Here is a 14,125-nt window from a genome sequence, read left to right as displayed (position 1 = left end):
GTCTGAAAGATCAGCGTACCTGCGTAACTCCTTAAAACCACCAAATGCCAAAAGACACCCAGCGATCGCAAGGCCAACGCCGCCTACGCTTCCCTTCCTTCATAACCAAATTGTCAAAGAACCATTCGCCATGCAGCAAATGTGGCTGTAAAAGCCTTCACCCAAAGACATCAAGCCTACTTCCTGTTTCCAGGCCATCCGGCGAAGTTGTCTGGTAGGGCCGACAGCGAAAGGCGCCGTGTTGGCGGCGCCGCCGTCGATGGAGGGCGTTATACGCAGGGCCTGATCGGGAGTCAACAGACTTTGTCAAAAAAGATTCACAGAAGGCTGAACACCCCGATTTCCCTTGAAAATTCAGCCTTTAATACTTTACTGCCAGCGTTCTCCCCCTCGAAACCGCACGGATCCGGCTGGTCCAGAACAAATTATTTTGCGGCAAGCCCCCGCCTCCCTGCGAACCCGATTTACATAAGCCTGCCCGCCACCCGAACTCGACCACAGAACGGCCAAATTCTGATCTTAACGACAGGCTAGGCGGGAGCGGACGGCGCGCCCGGTCAGCAGAAACAATTGACGTTTTAAATCAAACACTGCATTTAGCAGGATCTGCTATGTTTGCCTCTGGCGATAAAGACCCCGCAGCTTCCGGCCACGGGGTCCCGCCCCTTGGAACACATATATATAAGGACCGGATAGGTATTCATGCATTTTGGCCCTTTCCATAGCGCACAGGCACATCGTGTCGAGCTGGGCGATGAACCGCCCTTGCGCGGCTATGAAGGTCGCAGCGGAATGTCCGACCGGCGCCAGGTGTCCTTGCGCTGGCTCGCGGGCACCGTCCTGACCGGGGTCACCTCGCTCGTGCTGATGGGTGGAGCGCTGATGGCCGCGCTCGACGGCCAGTATAGTGTCGAAGCCGCCACGTCCCCCGATGCCTATCTAAACGGGTTCGCCAAATCCGGCGGCGGCAGCAGCAAGGGCGACAGGGTGCTGCGCACCGCGGCTGAATATTCCTCCAAACACGTGATCGATGTGAATGTGGTCACTCGCGACGGCGACAGGGACCTGATCCGCGTTCAACCGCATGTGTTTGTCAGTGCCTCCCTTGCGACCCGCAAGGATCCCGAACTCGCCGACCGGATCCCGAGCTTCAATCCGCTGAACATGTTCGCCGACCATAATGACGATGACGGCCAGGATTTCGGCGGCCAAGCTGCGGGCACCTCCTTGCTGGCCGATTCCGTATATGGCGCCAAGCTGGAAAGCGAAGTCAGCATCTCGCTGACGCCCTTCCCCGCCTCCAGCGCAGCCATCGACCCGGACGCAACACCCTCCGAAACCGAAGTGGAACTGGCCGTGCGCGATACCGCCCGCACGCTTTCTATCGACGCGGTTGAGATGGCGGCCAAGACGCTGGTCGACCCGGGCCGGTTCGATTTCAATCTCGCGCTGCAGCCGGACCTGGAACGCTACGCCGTGCGCATCACGCCGGAAAACGTCTCCTTCGTCTCCAAACAGGACGAGGATATCCGCTTTGCCGGCATGGACGAAAGCATCGTCCCGGTAACCCAGGGAGCCGACCTTGTCGACATCCTGATGGATTACGATGCGACCCAAGCCGAGGCCCAAGGCATTTCGGGCGCCTTCGAAAGCCTGTTCGGCATTGGCGAACTGGCGGAGGGTCAGCGCCTGCGGATCGCCTATGCCCCGTCGCCGGACAACCTGGAACGGATGCGCCCGGAACGGGTCAGCATCTACGAGAACACCGAACACCGGGCGACCGTCGCCCGCTCCGACAGCGGCGAGTATATCGAGGCCGAGGAACCCAGCACCTTCCTTGCCGACGCGTTCGAGGAAGCCGACCGGGTGTCTTATGGCGGCCCGACGCCAGCCATTTATGACAGCCTCTACCAGACCGCCCTTGAGCAGGACATGCCGGAAGAGATCATCAACGATCTGGTGCGCATGTTCTCCTTCGATGTGGACTTCAACGCCCGCGTCCAGCCTGGCGACGCGCTGGAACTGTTCTTTACGGAAGGCGATGAAAACAGCGGTCCGAAGATCCTTTACGCGGCCCTGAACACCGGCAACACGACCCGCGAATTCTACCGGTATCGCACGCCGGATGACGGCGTCACCGATTTTTACGACGCCTCCGGCCAGAGCGCCAAGAAATTCCTGATCCGCAAGCCCCTCAATGGCGGCAAGTTCCGCTCCGGCTTCGGCATGCGCCGGCACCCGATCCACGGCTACACCAAGATGCACCGCGGCGTCGATTGGTCCGCGCCGCGCGGCACGCCGATCATGGCGGCCGGCAATGGCGTCATCGAAAAGGCCGGCTGGAGTTCCGGCTATGGCCGCCGCATCGAGCTGCGCCATACCAACGGCTACACCACCACCTACAATCACATGACCGGCTTCGCCAAAGGCATTCAGGAAGGCAGCCGCGTCACCCAGGGCCAGATCATCGGCTATGTCGGTTCCACCGGCCTGTCGACCGGCCCGCACCTTCACTACGAAGTGCTGGTCAACGGCCGCTACATGGACCCGATGCGTATCAAGCTGCCCAAGGGCCGGACCCTGGACGGCGAAATGCGCACTGCCTTCGAGACCGAGCGCTACCGGGTCGAGACCCTACTCGACCGGGCGCGCAAGCCTTCGCGGATCGCCGCCGTCAACTGATCCTTTTCGCCCAGACATGAAGAAGCCCGCGGACCGGAAGTCCGCGGGCTTTTTTGGTTTCAGCTCTGAAGGCCAGCTCAGGCAGCGGCGCTTTCCGCACCGTCCACCTGGAAGATCAGCCGGTCCGCACCGGCCGAGACATGCACCGTCTGACCATCGAGGATCTCGCCCGCCAGCAGTTTTTCCGCAAGCGGGTCCTGCAGATCCTTCTGAATCACCCGTTTCAGCGGACGGGCGCCATAGGCCGGCTCATAGCCCTTCTGCGCCAGCCAGCCGAGCGCGCCATCGTCCAGCTGCAGCGTGATCTTGCGGTCGGTGAGCAGCATGCGCAGGCGCTCCAGCTGGATCTTGACGATGTCGGCCATCTGGGCCCGCTGCAGGCGGTGGAACAGCACGATCTCGTCGAGACGGTTCAGGAACTCGGGCCGGAAATGGCCGCGCACCGTGCCCATGACCTCGTCCCGCACCGCGTCGGTGTCCTGGCCTTCCGGCTGGTTGACCAGATACTCGGCACCAAGGTTCGACGTCATGATGATCAGCGTGTTGCGGAAGTCGACGGTGCGGCCCTGACCGTCGGTCAACCGGCCGTCGTCCAGAACCTGCAGGAGCACGTTGAAGACATCGCCATGGGCCTTTTCGATCTCGTCGAACAGGACCACCTGATAGGGCCGCCGGCGCACGGCTTCGGTCAAGGCCCCGCCTTCCTCGTAACCGACATAGCCCGGGGGCGCGCCGATCAGCCGGGAAACGGAGTGCTTTTCCATATATTCCGACATGTCGATGCGCACCATCGCGCTGTCATCGTCGAACAGGAACGCGGCCAGCGCCTTGGTCAGTTCGGTCTTGCCGACACCGGTGGGGCCCAAGAACATGAACGAGCCGATCGGCCGGTTGGGATCCTGCAGGCCGGCGCGCGCACGGCGGACCGCGGTCGAAACCGCATGGATGGCTTCGGCCTGGCCGATCACGCGGCCCGCCAGCACATCTTCCATCCGCAGCAGCTTGTCCCGCTCGCCTTCCAGCATCTTGTCGACCGGAATGCCGGTCCACTTGGACACCACCTGGGCGATATGGGGCGGGGTCACCGCCTCGTCGACCATGGCATCTGCATCTTCCGAGGCTTCGGCCTCTTCCAGTTTCCGCTCAAGATCCGGGATCACGCCATAGGCGAGTTCGCCAGCCTTGGCGAGATCGCCGCGACGCTGAGCGATTTCCAGATCGATTCGCGCCTGTTCCAGCTGCTCCTTGATCTTCTGCTCAAGGTTCAGCTTTTCCTTCTCGCCCAGCCAGCGGCTGGTCAGCCCCTGGGACTGTTCTTCGAGATCCGTCAGTTCCTTTTCCAGCTTGACCAGCCGGTCACGGGCGGCTTCGTCGCTTTCGGCTTTCAGGGCCTCGCGCTCGATCTTCAGCTGGATGATCCGGCGGTCCAGTTCGTCCAGTTCCTCGGGCTTTGAATCCACCTGCATCCGCAGCCGGCTGGCGGCTTCGTCCATGAGGTCGATGGCCTTGTCCGGCAGGAACCGGTCGGTGATGTAGCGGTTCGACAGCGACGCGGCGGACACAATCGCACTGTCGGTGATGCGCACGCCGTGGTGAAGCTCGTATTTCTCTTTGATGCCGCGCAGGATCGACACCGTGTCTTCCACCGTCGGTTCGGTGACAAAGACCGGCTGGAACCGCCGGGCAAGCGCGGCGTCCTTTTCGACATGCTTGCGGTATTCGTCGAGCGTCGTCGCGCCGACACAGTGGAGTTCGCCACGCGCCAGCGCGGGCTTAAGCAGATTGGAGGCATCCATAGCGCCATCCGCCTTGCCGGCACCGACCAGCGTGTGCATCTCGTCGATGAACAGAATGATCTTGCCGGCGGCGGCCTCGACCTCGCCAAGCACACCCTTCAGGCGTTCCTCGAATTCACCGCGGTATTTCGCGCCGGCAATCAGCGAGCCCATATCGAGGGCGAGCAGCTGTTTGTCCTTGAGGGATTCCGGCACGTCGCCATTGACGATCCGGAGCGCAAGGCCCTCGGCAATGGCCGTCTTGCCGACGCCGGGTTCACCGATCAGCACCGGATTGTTCTTGGTGCGGCGCGACAGCACCTGGATGGTGCGGCGGATTTCCTCGTCGCGGCCGATCACCGGGTCGAGTTTGCCTTCGCGAGCCACCTGGGTCAGATCGCGTGCATATTTTTTCAAGGCTTCATACTGGTTTTCTGCTGTGGCGCTGTCGGCCGTACGGCCCTGGCGCAACTGGTTGATCGCCTCGTTCAGCGCATTCGGTGTGACGCCGTGGCGCTTCATCAGCTTGCCGGCCTCGCTGTCGCCGTCCATGGCCAGTGCCAGCAAGAGCCGTTCCACGGTGACAAAACTGTCGCCGGCCTTGTCGGCAATCTTTTCGGCCTGCTCGAACAGGCGCGCCGTGGCCTGGCCCATATAGAGCTGGCCGGCGCCGCCGGACACCTTCGGCATCTTGTCCAGTAGACCTTCCAGGTCGCCCTTCAGCGCCTTGGCATTGCCCCCGGCGCGGTCGATCAGGCCGCTGGCCATGCCTTCCGGGTCATCCAGAAGCACTTTCAGAATATGTTCGGGCGTGAATTGCTGGTGGCCCCGCCCCAACGCAAAGGTCTGAGCGGACTGCACGAAGCCGCGTGCACGCTCAGTGTATTTCTCAAAGTTCATAAGTTACCTCCTGCCCGTTCGCACCACCCGAAGCGTGGGGAACGATCTTGGATACGGCCCCCTGAACCGGGCATCCGTGCAGCCTCCATGAGCACCGCTCTCCTAATATAGTGTTGCAATTTCATCACAAAAGGCCCCGGACCACTTCAACCGAAAAAATCTGCGGGCACAAACAAAAACGGCGCCCAGAAGGGCGCCGTTCTATCATCTGTGGCTTTCACCGGCCTGACGGACCGCTCACACGATCAGTCGCTTGCGGGCACTGCTTCGGCCGGAGCCTCGTCAGCGGCCTTGGTGCGGCGCGGACGCGTTGTCCGGCGGCGCGGTTTCGCCGCTTCCTCGCCGTCGCCGCCATTGGCGGCTTCCACATCCTCAGGCGCCGCGTCGGCCGCGCCATCGTCATTGGCGGTATCCGAAGCGGCGCGGCGCGGCGCGCGCGTCCGCGGTGTGCGGGTGCGGCGGCGCGGTTTGTCTTCCGCCTGCTCCTCACCGGCTTCAGCCTTCTGGCCGGCGCCGTTCACCTTGCCTTCCTGATCGATGACAGGCATGTCCTCGATAAAGGGCTGCGGGCTGTCGGCATCCATCAGGTCGCTGTCCGAGGCGGCGGCTTCCTGCTGGGCACGCTCACCGCCATTGGCATGGCCATTGGTGTGCGCCGGTGCCATGTCGCTGCCTTCGTCACCGTCTTGGCGCGCATTTGACTGCATCGCGGGTTGCTGCTGCGGCTGAGCGGCGGCAACGATGCGCAGATAATGCTCCGCGTGCTGATTGTAGTTTTCAGACATCACCCGGTCCCCGGATGCCTGGGCATCACGGGCAAGCTGCTGATACTTTTCCGCAATATGCATCGCCGTGCCGCGGATTTTCACATCAGGACCGTTGGATTCGTAAGTCCGGGTTAGCGGATTCGGGCCCTTGCGGCCCCGCCCGCGCATACGCTTATTGCTCTGATTTCCTGGTCTCATCCTGCCGTTTTCTCTTGCGGAACGGCGGTCAGCATTACGCCGACCCAACATCGGAATTGCATAAACCGATACGAAATAGCCACCGAAACCAACCGTGCTGGTTCGCGGCTGTCATTGAAAACATACGCAGCGCGTTAAAGGCCACTGGCCCACGCGTTTGTCATTTCTTCGACAGTCCGTAAACACCGGATAGTCCGATATGCAACGGCTTCCAGAACGCTGAAAGTGCGCCCGTCCCCACGCTGCCGGATGCGCATGCCCCGCTGAACGCTGATCACATCTCCGGTCTCGGCAAGGGCAACCTACCCGTTTCCGTCACGATTTCCAAGCGCTTTTTCGCCATTGGATCAAAACGGCGCAATTATAACTTCCGCGCCAGCACGACCCGGTCGTTTCCGGAAAGATCCCTAATGATTTCAATCGCTCCAAAGCCATGATGACGCAGCTGTTTTTTCAAATCCGCCGCCTGATCGAAGCCGATTTCAAGGGCGATGTGGCCATCTTTGCGCAAGAGGTGTGCCGCATCTGCAACAATGATCCTGTAGGCCTCCAGACCGTCGTCACCGCCGTCCAGAGCCAAAAGCGGATCGTGCTGAATCACTTCACGGCTCAGCTCCCCCAACACCGAGGAACGAATATAGGGCGGGTTGCTGACCACCCAATCCAGGCTTTCCCGCGACAGGTCGTCCTGCGCCGGTCTCAGGGCAGCGGTATAGTCCGCGCAGACCGGCAAAAGACGGTCCGCAACACCATGCAGGTCCGCATTACGGTACGCGCAGTGAAGTGCGTCAACAGACAGGTCGACTGCGATCGTCCGGCTCGCCGGCAGCTCCGCCAGCAGCGTCACCGCGATCGCTCCGGTGCCGGTGCCGATATCGCAAAAAAGCAGAGCCTCGTCCGGATCGCAGCGGCCGAGCACCGCCTCGATCAGGGTTTCGGTATCCGGCCGCGGCTCGAGCGTAGCGTCATTCAGGAGAAATCGGCGGCCATAGAAGTCGCGCTCACCGAGAATGCGTCCGACCGGCACGCCGCCCAGACGTTTGAGCGCATGCCCCTCGGCGAGCGCAATGGCCGCATCACCCGCCCGATCGTGCTCCTGTAGCACCAGAGCGGACAGGGAAATCTCCAGCGCGGCGCTGACCAGCAATTTTGCGTCCAGCTCCGGCGTCTCCAGGCCGGCCGCACGGAACCGGTCGCGCACGGATCGATAGAGCTGGCCGATCTCCACCGGATCAGGCCTCTTCGGAAGCAAGCAGGCTTGCCTGATGATCCATGATCAACGCATCGATGACCTCGCCAAGCGCTTCGCCGGCAACGATCTGGTCGAGCTTGTACAGCGTCAGCCCGATCCGGTGATCGGTGACGCGGCCTTGCGGGAAATTGTAGGTCCGGATCCGCTCCGAGCGGTCGCCGGAGCCGACCTGGAGCCGGCGCGCTTCCGTGCGTTCGCTGGCGGCGCGTTCGCGTTCCTCGTCATAGATGCGCGCGCGCAGCAGCTGCATCGCCCGGGCCTTGTTCTTGTGCTGCGAGCGCTCGTCCTGGACGGCCACGACGATGCCGGTCGGAATATGGGTGATGCGCACGGCCGAATCCGTCGTGTTGACGTGCTGGCCACCGGCGCCCGAAGCACGGAACGTATCAATCCTGAGGTCGCTGTCCGAAATATCGATATCGACATCCTCGGCCTGCGGCAGCACGGCCACGGTCGCCGCGGAGGTGTGAATGCGCCCGCCGGATTCGGTGGCCGGCACGCGCTGGACCCGGTGCACGCCGGACTCGAATTTCAGGCGGGCAAAGACGTTGTCTCCGGAGACCGAGGCGATCACTTCCTTGTAGCCGCCGACCTCGCCTTCGCTGGCGGACAGGATCTCCACCTTCCAGCCCTGCAATTCGGCGTAACGCTGATACATGCGGAACAGGTCGCCGGCAAACAACGCGGCCTCGTCGCCGCCGGTACCGGCGCGCACTTCCAGGATGGCGTCATTGGCATCCGCCTCGTCCTTGGGCAGCAGACCGATCTGCACCTCCTTGACGAGCGCGCCCACTGTTTCGGCCAGATCGTCTCGCTCCATCTCGGCCAGTTCGCGCATCTCCGCGTCGGTTTCCGGATCGTCCAGCAACGTCTCGGTGCCTTTCAGATCCGCCTCGGCCTTGATCAGCGCGCGGATCTTCGCGACCAGCGGCTCCAGCCCGGCATATTCGCGCGAAAGCCTGACATAGACCGCCGGGTCCGGATTTGCGGACATCAGATGCTCGATCTCGGCGAACCGGTCCAGCAGGGTATCGAGTTTATGACGCGCCAGCATTCGCGCTGTTTCTCCAGGCCATTTCGTTAAGACGGTGGGTTACGCCGGATTGCGCTAAAGGGCAACGTCGGTTTCGGCCGCAAAGCGCTTGAGCACATCGCGGATGTTGCTGTCGTCGTGGCCGGGTTCCAGGCGCGGCAGCAGCCGCGCGGACAATCGGCCGACATCCAGCGTGCGCAGCATGGCCTTCACGGGCCCCAGCGACGCCGGCGACATGGACAGGTCACGATAGCCGAGACCGATCAGGGCCATCGCCTCAAGCGGCCGCCCCGCCAGTTCGCCGCAAAGCGTCACCGGGACATGGGCCTTATTTGCGGCATCGACGATGGATTTCAAGGCCCGGAGAAAGCCGACGCCAAGCGTGTCGAACCGGTCGGCGACCCGCGTGTTGCCCCGGTCGACGGCGCAAAAAAACTGGAACAGATCGTTGGAACCGACGGAGACAAAATCGACATAATTCATCAACTCGTCGAGCTGAAACAGCAGCGAAGGCACCTCGATCATCACACCGAGCCGGACATTCTCCGGCGTCGCGTGGCCGTGACGGCGCAGATGCTTGATTTCCTTATCCACCAGCGCCTTGGCCTGGAGGAATTCGTCGACCACGGCCACCATCGGGAACATCAGCTTCAGGTCGCGGCCGGCGGCCGCGTGCAGCAATGCCCTGATCTGGGTGCGCAAAAGGCCCGGCCGGTCGAGGCCGAGCCGCAGCGCCCTCCAGCCCATGGCCGGATTTTCCTCCTGGATCGAGCGCAGATAGGGCAGGACCTTGTCGCCGCCGATATCGAGCGAACGGAAGGTCACCGGCCGGCGGCCGGCTGCGTCCAGAACCTGACTGTATTGCGCCTGCTGCTCGCGCATGCGCGGGAAGCTCGAGGCGACCATGAACTGCAGTTCGGTGCGGAACAGGCCAACGCCCGCGGCACCCGCTTCCTCCAGATGCGGCAGGTCGACCAGCAGCCCGGCATTCATCTGCAGGGAAAGTTCGACGCCGTCCTTGGTAACGGATGGCTTGTTGCGCAGGCGCCTGTATTGCGCCTGACGCCGGGCGCGGAAGCGGACCTTTTCCGCATAGGCGTTTTCCAGATCGACGGCGGGGCGCAGATGCACCTCTCCACTGTCGCCATCGACGATGATGGCATCGCCGCCATCGGCCAGGCTGACAATATCGTCGACCAGTCCGACGGTCGGAATGCCGAGCGCGCGGGCGACGATGGTCACGTGGCTTGTCGGTCCGCCTTCCTCCAGCACCAGGCCGCGGATCCGGTCGCGGCCGTAATCCAGAAGCTCGGCGGCCCCCATGTTGCGGCCGACGATGATGGCATCCTGGGGCAGTTCGTCCTTGCCAGGGCCGTGTTCGCGGCCCATCAGCTCACGGATCAGCCTGTGGGCCAGATCGTCCAGGTCGTGCAGACGTTCACGCAGGTATGGATCGGTCTGGCGCAGCATGCGGGCACGGGTGTCGCTTTGCACCTTTTCCACGGCCGCCTCGGCGGTAAGGCCGTTCTTGATCGCTTCCTCGATCTTGCGGATCCAGCCACGATCATAGGCAAACATGCGATAGGCTTCGAGCACTTCCCGGTGCTCGCCGGTCGCCGCGATTTCGCCGCTCGCCAAAAGATCGTCGATCGACAGCCGCAAGCGGTTGATGGCGCCGTCCAACCGGTTCTTTTCCTTGTCGCCGTCCTCGGCGATCAGGTTGGTGACAACAACACGCGGTTCGTGCAGCACCACATGGCCAAGGCCGACGCCCTCGGCGAGGCCGACACCGCTGGACGTGATCGGACGGGACAGATCCAGGCCGGTGTCCTTCTGGGCGATCGCTTCCAGCTCGCCGGCGGCAACCATCTCGGCGATCACCATGGCGGTGGTCTGCAGAGCCTCGACCTCATCCTCCAGGTAAGTCCGGTGGGACTGGTTCTGGACAACCAGAACGCCAAGCGTGCGCCCGGCTCTCAGGATCGGCACGCCAAGGAAGGAATTATAGGCTTCTTCGCCCGTCTCCGGCAGATAGGCGAAGCCGGGATGCGCGCTGGCATTGGGCAGGTTGAGCGGCCGCGCTTCGGCGGCGATAAGGCCGACCAGGCCCTGACCGACGCGCAGCGACGCGTTGTGGACCGCCTCGTGGTTCAGACCTTCGGTGGCATAAAGTTCGAGAACGCCGTCGGCGCGCAGGATGTAAACCGAACAGACCTCGGCCACCACGTTCGACGCGATCAGAACCACGATCTTGTCGAGTCGTTCTTGCGCCGTGATCGGCTCGGCCATGACTTCGCGAAGCCGGCGGAGCAGTAGGCGCGGTCCGGCCAGGTTGCTGCGCATTGCGCCCCCGATTGATCCCGCTTCAGTCAGGCGTTGGCTCCGACTCCCCGTCAAAGCCAGCCTGCCGGATAGACTATCCGTCCAACCCGTATAGCGAATGGAGAGTCCGCACCGCAAGCTCCGCATAGGCGGAATCGATCAGCACGGAGATTTTGATTTCCGACGTGGTGATGGCGCGGATGTTGATGCCCTTGGAGGCAAGGCCCCGGAAACACTGGGCCGCGATGCCCGCATGCGAGCGCATGCCGATGCCGATGACGGAGACCTTGACCACATCGGTCGCCCCTTCCAGCTTCTGGAAGCCGATCGCCTCGCGATTGTCCTGCAGCACCTTGGTGGCGCGCTGATAGTCGCTTTCCGGAACGGTGAAAGTCATGTCCGTCGTTTTGCCGTCCGGCGAGATGTTCTGGACGATCATGTCGACGTTGATATTGGCGTCGGCCAGCGGACCGAACACGCTTTCGGCAACGCCCGGCTTGTCGGCCACGTCACGAAGGGAGATCTGGGCTTCGTCCTTGGCATAGGCGATGCCGGTGACAACCTGCTGTTCCACGAGTTCATCCTCGTCGCAAATAAGAGTACCAATCGGATAGTCGTTCGCACCGACCTGCGGCGCTTCCGGATCGTCGAAGCTGGATCGCACAAACGTCCGGACGCCGTGGATCATGGCCATTTCGACGGAGCGCACCTGCAAAACCTTGGCACCGAGAGACGCCATTTCGAGCATTTCCTCGAAGGACACCCGCTCAAGCCGCTGCGCCTTGGGCACGATGCGCGGATCGGTCGTGTAGACGCCATCGACATCGGTATAGATATCACACCGGTCGGCCTTGATCGCCGCCGCGATGGCAACCGCGCTGGTGTCGGAGCCGCCGCGGCCGAGGGTCGCGATGCGGTTGTCCGGCGCAACGCCCTGGAAACCGGCGACCACGGCGACCTGGCCCTGTTCCAGCCGTTCCGACAGGAAACTGCCGTCGATCTCGCTGATGCGCGCCGCACCATGCTGCTCGTCCGTCTTGATCGGGATCTGCCAGCCCTGCCAGGAACGGGCGTTGACGCCCATGTCCTGAAGCACGATCGCCAGGAGGCCGGAGGTCACCTGTTCGCCGGAGGCAACGACCGCGTCATATTCGCGGGCATCGTGCAGGGGCGAAGCTTCGCGGCAGAACTCGACCAGCTTGTTGGTCTGTCCGGCCATGGCCGAAACCACCACGGCAACCTGGTGCCCGGCATCCACTTCCCGTTTGACATGGCGGGCAACATTGCGGATGCGATCGAGATCGGCAACCGAAGTTCCGCCAAATTTTAAAACCAGTCGGGCCATACCACTCGTAAACTTTGTAAGATGTCGTGAGGCGTCTATGCGCCGGATGGATCGGCGCACATGCATACAGGCTGCGTCCCTTTGCTGCAACCGCGCTTCTGGGCCTGTTACTTGACAAAAGGTCAAAGACGCTGAACGACAGCTAAAGATTTGGCATTCGGTCGGAGGCAGCTGTGTCTTCGACCCTGGAAAGGACCGAGCAATGACTGGCAGCGCCAAGGCAACTACCGGAACGATCGACAGCGAAGAAGTCGCGCGCTTTTCGGCCATGGCCGAGGAATGGTGGGATCCGACCGGCAAGTTCAAGCCTTTGCACAAGTTCAACCCGGTGCGGCTCACCTATATCAAGCAGGAAGTCTGCCGGCATTTCGGCCGCGACCCCAAGGCCGCCGACGCCTTCAAGGGTCTCCGGTTCCTGGACATCGGCTGCGGCGGCGGCCTTTTGAGCGAACCTATGGCTCGGCTCGGCGCCGAGGTGATGGGCGCGGATCCGTCCGAGACCAATATCGAAATCGCCCGGCTGCATATGCAAAGCTCCGGGCTTGAGATCGACTATCGTGCGGAAACCGCCGAGGTACTGGCCGATGCCGGCGAGAATTTCGACGTCGTTCTCAATATGGAAGTGGTCGAGCACGTCGCCGACGTGCCGCTGTTCCTTGAGGCGACCAGCCGCATGGTCCGGCCGGGCGGGCTTATGTTCGTTGCGACCATCAACCGCACGCTGAAAGCCTATGCGCTTGCCATTGTCGGCGCCGAATATGTGCTGCGCTGGTTACCCCAGGGCACGCACACTTACGAGAAGCTGGTTCGGCCGCCGGAGATCGAGGGACCGCTGAAAACGGCTGGATTGAGCGTGATCGACAGGTCCGGTGTCAGCTACAATCCGCTGACGGACAGTTGGGCGCAATCGCGCGACATGGACGTCAATTACATGCTGCTGGCGGAACGCCCGAAGGCTTCGTAATGAGCGACCCGATCCTGTTCATCCCCGGGCTCCTGTGCACGGAAGCCCTTTTTGCCAAGCAGATCGTCGCCTTTGCCGACCGGCCGATCATGGTGGCCGATCACCGGCAACATGACAGCATCGAGGAAATCGCCCGAGGCATCCTGGACCAGGCCCCGGACCGGTTTTCCCTCATTGCGCTCTCCATGGGCGGCTACGTCGCCATGGAGATCATGCGCGAAGCGCCGGAACGCGTTTCAAAACTGGCCCTGCTTGACACCAATTCCCGGCCGGATGGGCAGGACCAGGCGGATCGTCGGCGGTTCCTGATCGAGATGACCCGCAAGCGCGGCTTCACCAAGGTCCCGCATCTTCTTTACCCCGGCTTTGTCCATGAAAGCCGCGAGGAAGATGAAGACATGAAGGCCATTGTGGTCGAGATGGCCCACGACACCGGCCCGGAAGCCTTCATCCGCCAACAGACCGCGTTGATCGACCGGATCGACAGCCGGCCCCGGCTGGGGGAAATCGCCTGCCCGACCATGGTTCTTGTCGGCGACGGCGACCGGCTGACCCCGGTCGAGATCTCGCGGGAGATCCACGAACACATTCCCGGCAGCGAGTTGGTGGTGATCGAGGGCTGCGGACACCTGTCGCCGCTGGAAGCTCCGGACGCGGTCACCAAAACGCTGCGGGACTTCCTCAACCGTGCATGAAACTGCCCCATTTTTGCGCAATCTGAAAAATTCGTAACTCGCTTTTGATCCGGATCAAAGTTAGGTTTTGAGCCTAGGATACAGTTACGTCACTTTGGGGTTGGGTCCTGGACAAGCGCGAGCGGGTTCGCGCGCCGGAGCGCAGCGCAGCGGCACCATTCAAAGACCGCGCGACTGCAAATAATTCACGCA

General features: G+C 62.4%; 9 protein-coding genes. 3 read left to right on the top strand and 6 right to left on the bottom strand.

The window, feature by feature from the left end; genetic code table 11:
* Positions 1-702: 702 nt before the first annotated feature.
* A complete protein-coding gene (locus M0H32_RS10230) occupies positions 703-2,682 on the top strand; it encodes a M23 family metallopeptidase (RefSeq protein WP_248153543.1) in 1,980 nt (659 codons plus the stop codon).
* Between the two features lie 77 nt (positions 2,683-2,759).
* Here the strand turns inward: M0H32_RS10230 and clpB are convergent, their stop codons facing one another.
* From clpB to M0H32_RS10200, 6 genes are all read right to left on the bottom strand, one after another.
* A complete protein-coding gene (gene clpB / locus M0H32_RS10225) occupies positions 2,760-5,357 on the bottom strand; it encodes an ATP-dependent chaperone ClpB (protein WP_248153541.1) in 2,598 nt (865 codons plus the stop codon).
* Between the two features lie 245 nt (positions 5,358-5,602).
* Positions 5,603-6,322 carry a DUF4167 domain-containing protein gene (locus M0H32_RS10220; RefSeq protein ID WP_248153539.1) on the bottom strand — a complete coding sequence of 240 codons (720 nt, stop codon included), beginning with the start codon at positions 6,320-6,322 and terminating at the stop codon, positions 5,603-5,605.
* A 361-nt stretch (positions 6,323-6,683) separates the two neighbouring features.
* Positions 6,684-7,550 carry a peptide chain release factor N(5)-glutamine methyltransferase gene (gene prmC, locus M0H32_RS10215; protein ID WP_248153537.1) on the bottom strand — a complete coding sequence of 289 codons (867 nt, stop codon included), beginning with the start codon at positions 7,548-7,550 and terminating at the stop codon, positions 6,684-6,686.
* Between the two features lie 4 nt (positions 7,551-7,554).
* Positions 7,555-8,628 (bottom strand): peptide chain release factor 1, encoded by a 1,074-nt coding sequence (gene prfA, locus M0H32_RS10210; protein ID WP_248153535.1) that lies wholly within the window; start codon positions 8,626-8,628, stop codon positions 7,555-7,557.
* A 54-nt stretch (positions 8,629-8,682) separates the two neighbouring features.
* Positions 8,683-10,950 carry a phosphoenolpyruvate--protein phosphotransferase gene (gene ptsP, locus M0H32_RS10205; protein ID WP_248153533.1) on the bottom strand — a complete coding sequence of 756 codons (2,268 nt, stop codon included), beginning with the start codon at positions 10,948-10,950 and terminating at the stop codon, positions 8,683-8,685.
* A 73-nt stretch (positions 10,951-11,023) separates the two neighbouring features.
* Positions 11,024-12,274 carry an aspartate kinase gene (locus M0H32_RS10200; RefSeq protein ID WP_248153531.1) on the bottom strand — a complete coding sequence of 417 codons (1,251 nt, stop codon included), beginning with the start codon at positions 12,272-12,274 and terminating at the stop codon, positions 11,024-11,026.
* 202 nt (positions 12,275-12,476) lie between these two features.
* On the opposite strand from M0H32_RS10200, the gene ubiG reads away from it, so the two are divergent.
* Complete coding sequence (gene ubiG, locus M0H32_RS10195; RefSeq protein WP_248153529.1) at positions 12,477-13,238, top strand: bifunctional 2-polyprenyl-6-hydroxyphenol methylase/3-demethylubiquinol 3-O-methyltransferase UbiG; 762 nt, start codon at positions 12,477-12,479, stop codon at positions 13,236-13,238.
* The gene (locus M0H32_RS10190) at positions 13,238-13,933 is read left to right on the top strand and encodes an alpha/beta fold hydrolase (RefSeq protein WP_248153527.1); all 696 of its coding nucleotides are present in this window, start codon (positions 13,238-13,240) and stop codon (positions 13,931-13,933) included. The genes ubiG and M0H32_RS10190 overlap by 1 nt, the downstream gene beginning before the upstream one ends.
* Positions 13,934-14,125: the final 192 nt, after the last annotated feature.

This window comes from Roseibium sediminicola (genome assembly GCF_023156505.1).
GTDB classification, from domain to species: Bacteria; Pseudomonadota; Alphaproteobacteria; order Rhizobiales; family Stappiaceae; genus Roseibium; species Roseibium sediminicola.
The sequence above is the reverse complement of the archived record's forward strand: the minus strand, read 5'-3'. Positions and strand labels throughout refer to the sequence as shown.

What these genes read in the sequence shown, in the direction of transcription:
- M0H32_RS10200 (WP_248153531.1), bottom strand. Translation starts at nt 12,274, where the DNA reads ATGGCCCGACTGGTTTTAAAATTTGGCGGAACTTCGGTTGCCGATCTC.
- M0H32_RS10220 (WP_248153539.1), bottom strand. Translation starts at nt 6,322, where the DNA reads ATGAGACCAGGAAATCAGAGCAATAAGCGTATGCGCGGGCGGGGCCGC.
- ubiG (WP_248153529.1), top strand. Translation starts at nt 12,477, where the DNA reads ATGACTGGCAGCGCCAAGGCAACTACCGGAACGATCGACAGCGAAGAA.
- M0H32_RS10190 (WP_248153527.1), top strand. Translation starts at nt 13,238, where the DNA reads ATGAGCGACCCGATCCTGTTCATCCCCGGGCTCCTGTGCACGGAAGCC.
- ptsP (WP_248153533.1), bottom strand. Translation starts at nt 10,950, where the DNA reads ATGCGCAGCAACCTGGCCGGACCGCGCCTACTGCTCCGCCGGCTTCGC.
- clpB (WP_248153541.1), bottom strand. Translation starts at nt 5,357, where the DNA reads ATGAACTTTGAGAAATACACTGAGCGTGCACGCGGCTTCGTGCAGTCC.
- M0H32_RS10230 (WP_248153543.1), top strand. Translation starts at nt 703, where the DNA reads ATGCATTTTGGCCCTTTCCATAGCGCACAGGCACATCGTGTCGAGCTG.
- prfA (WP_248153535.1), bottom strand. Translation starts at nt 8,628, where the DNA reads ATGCTGGCGCGTCATAAACTCGATACCCTGCTGGACCGGTTCGCCGAG.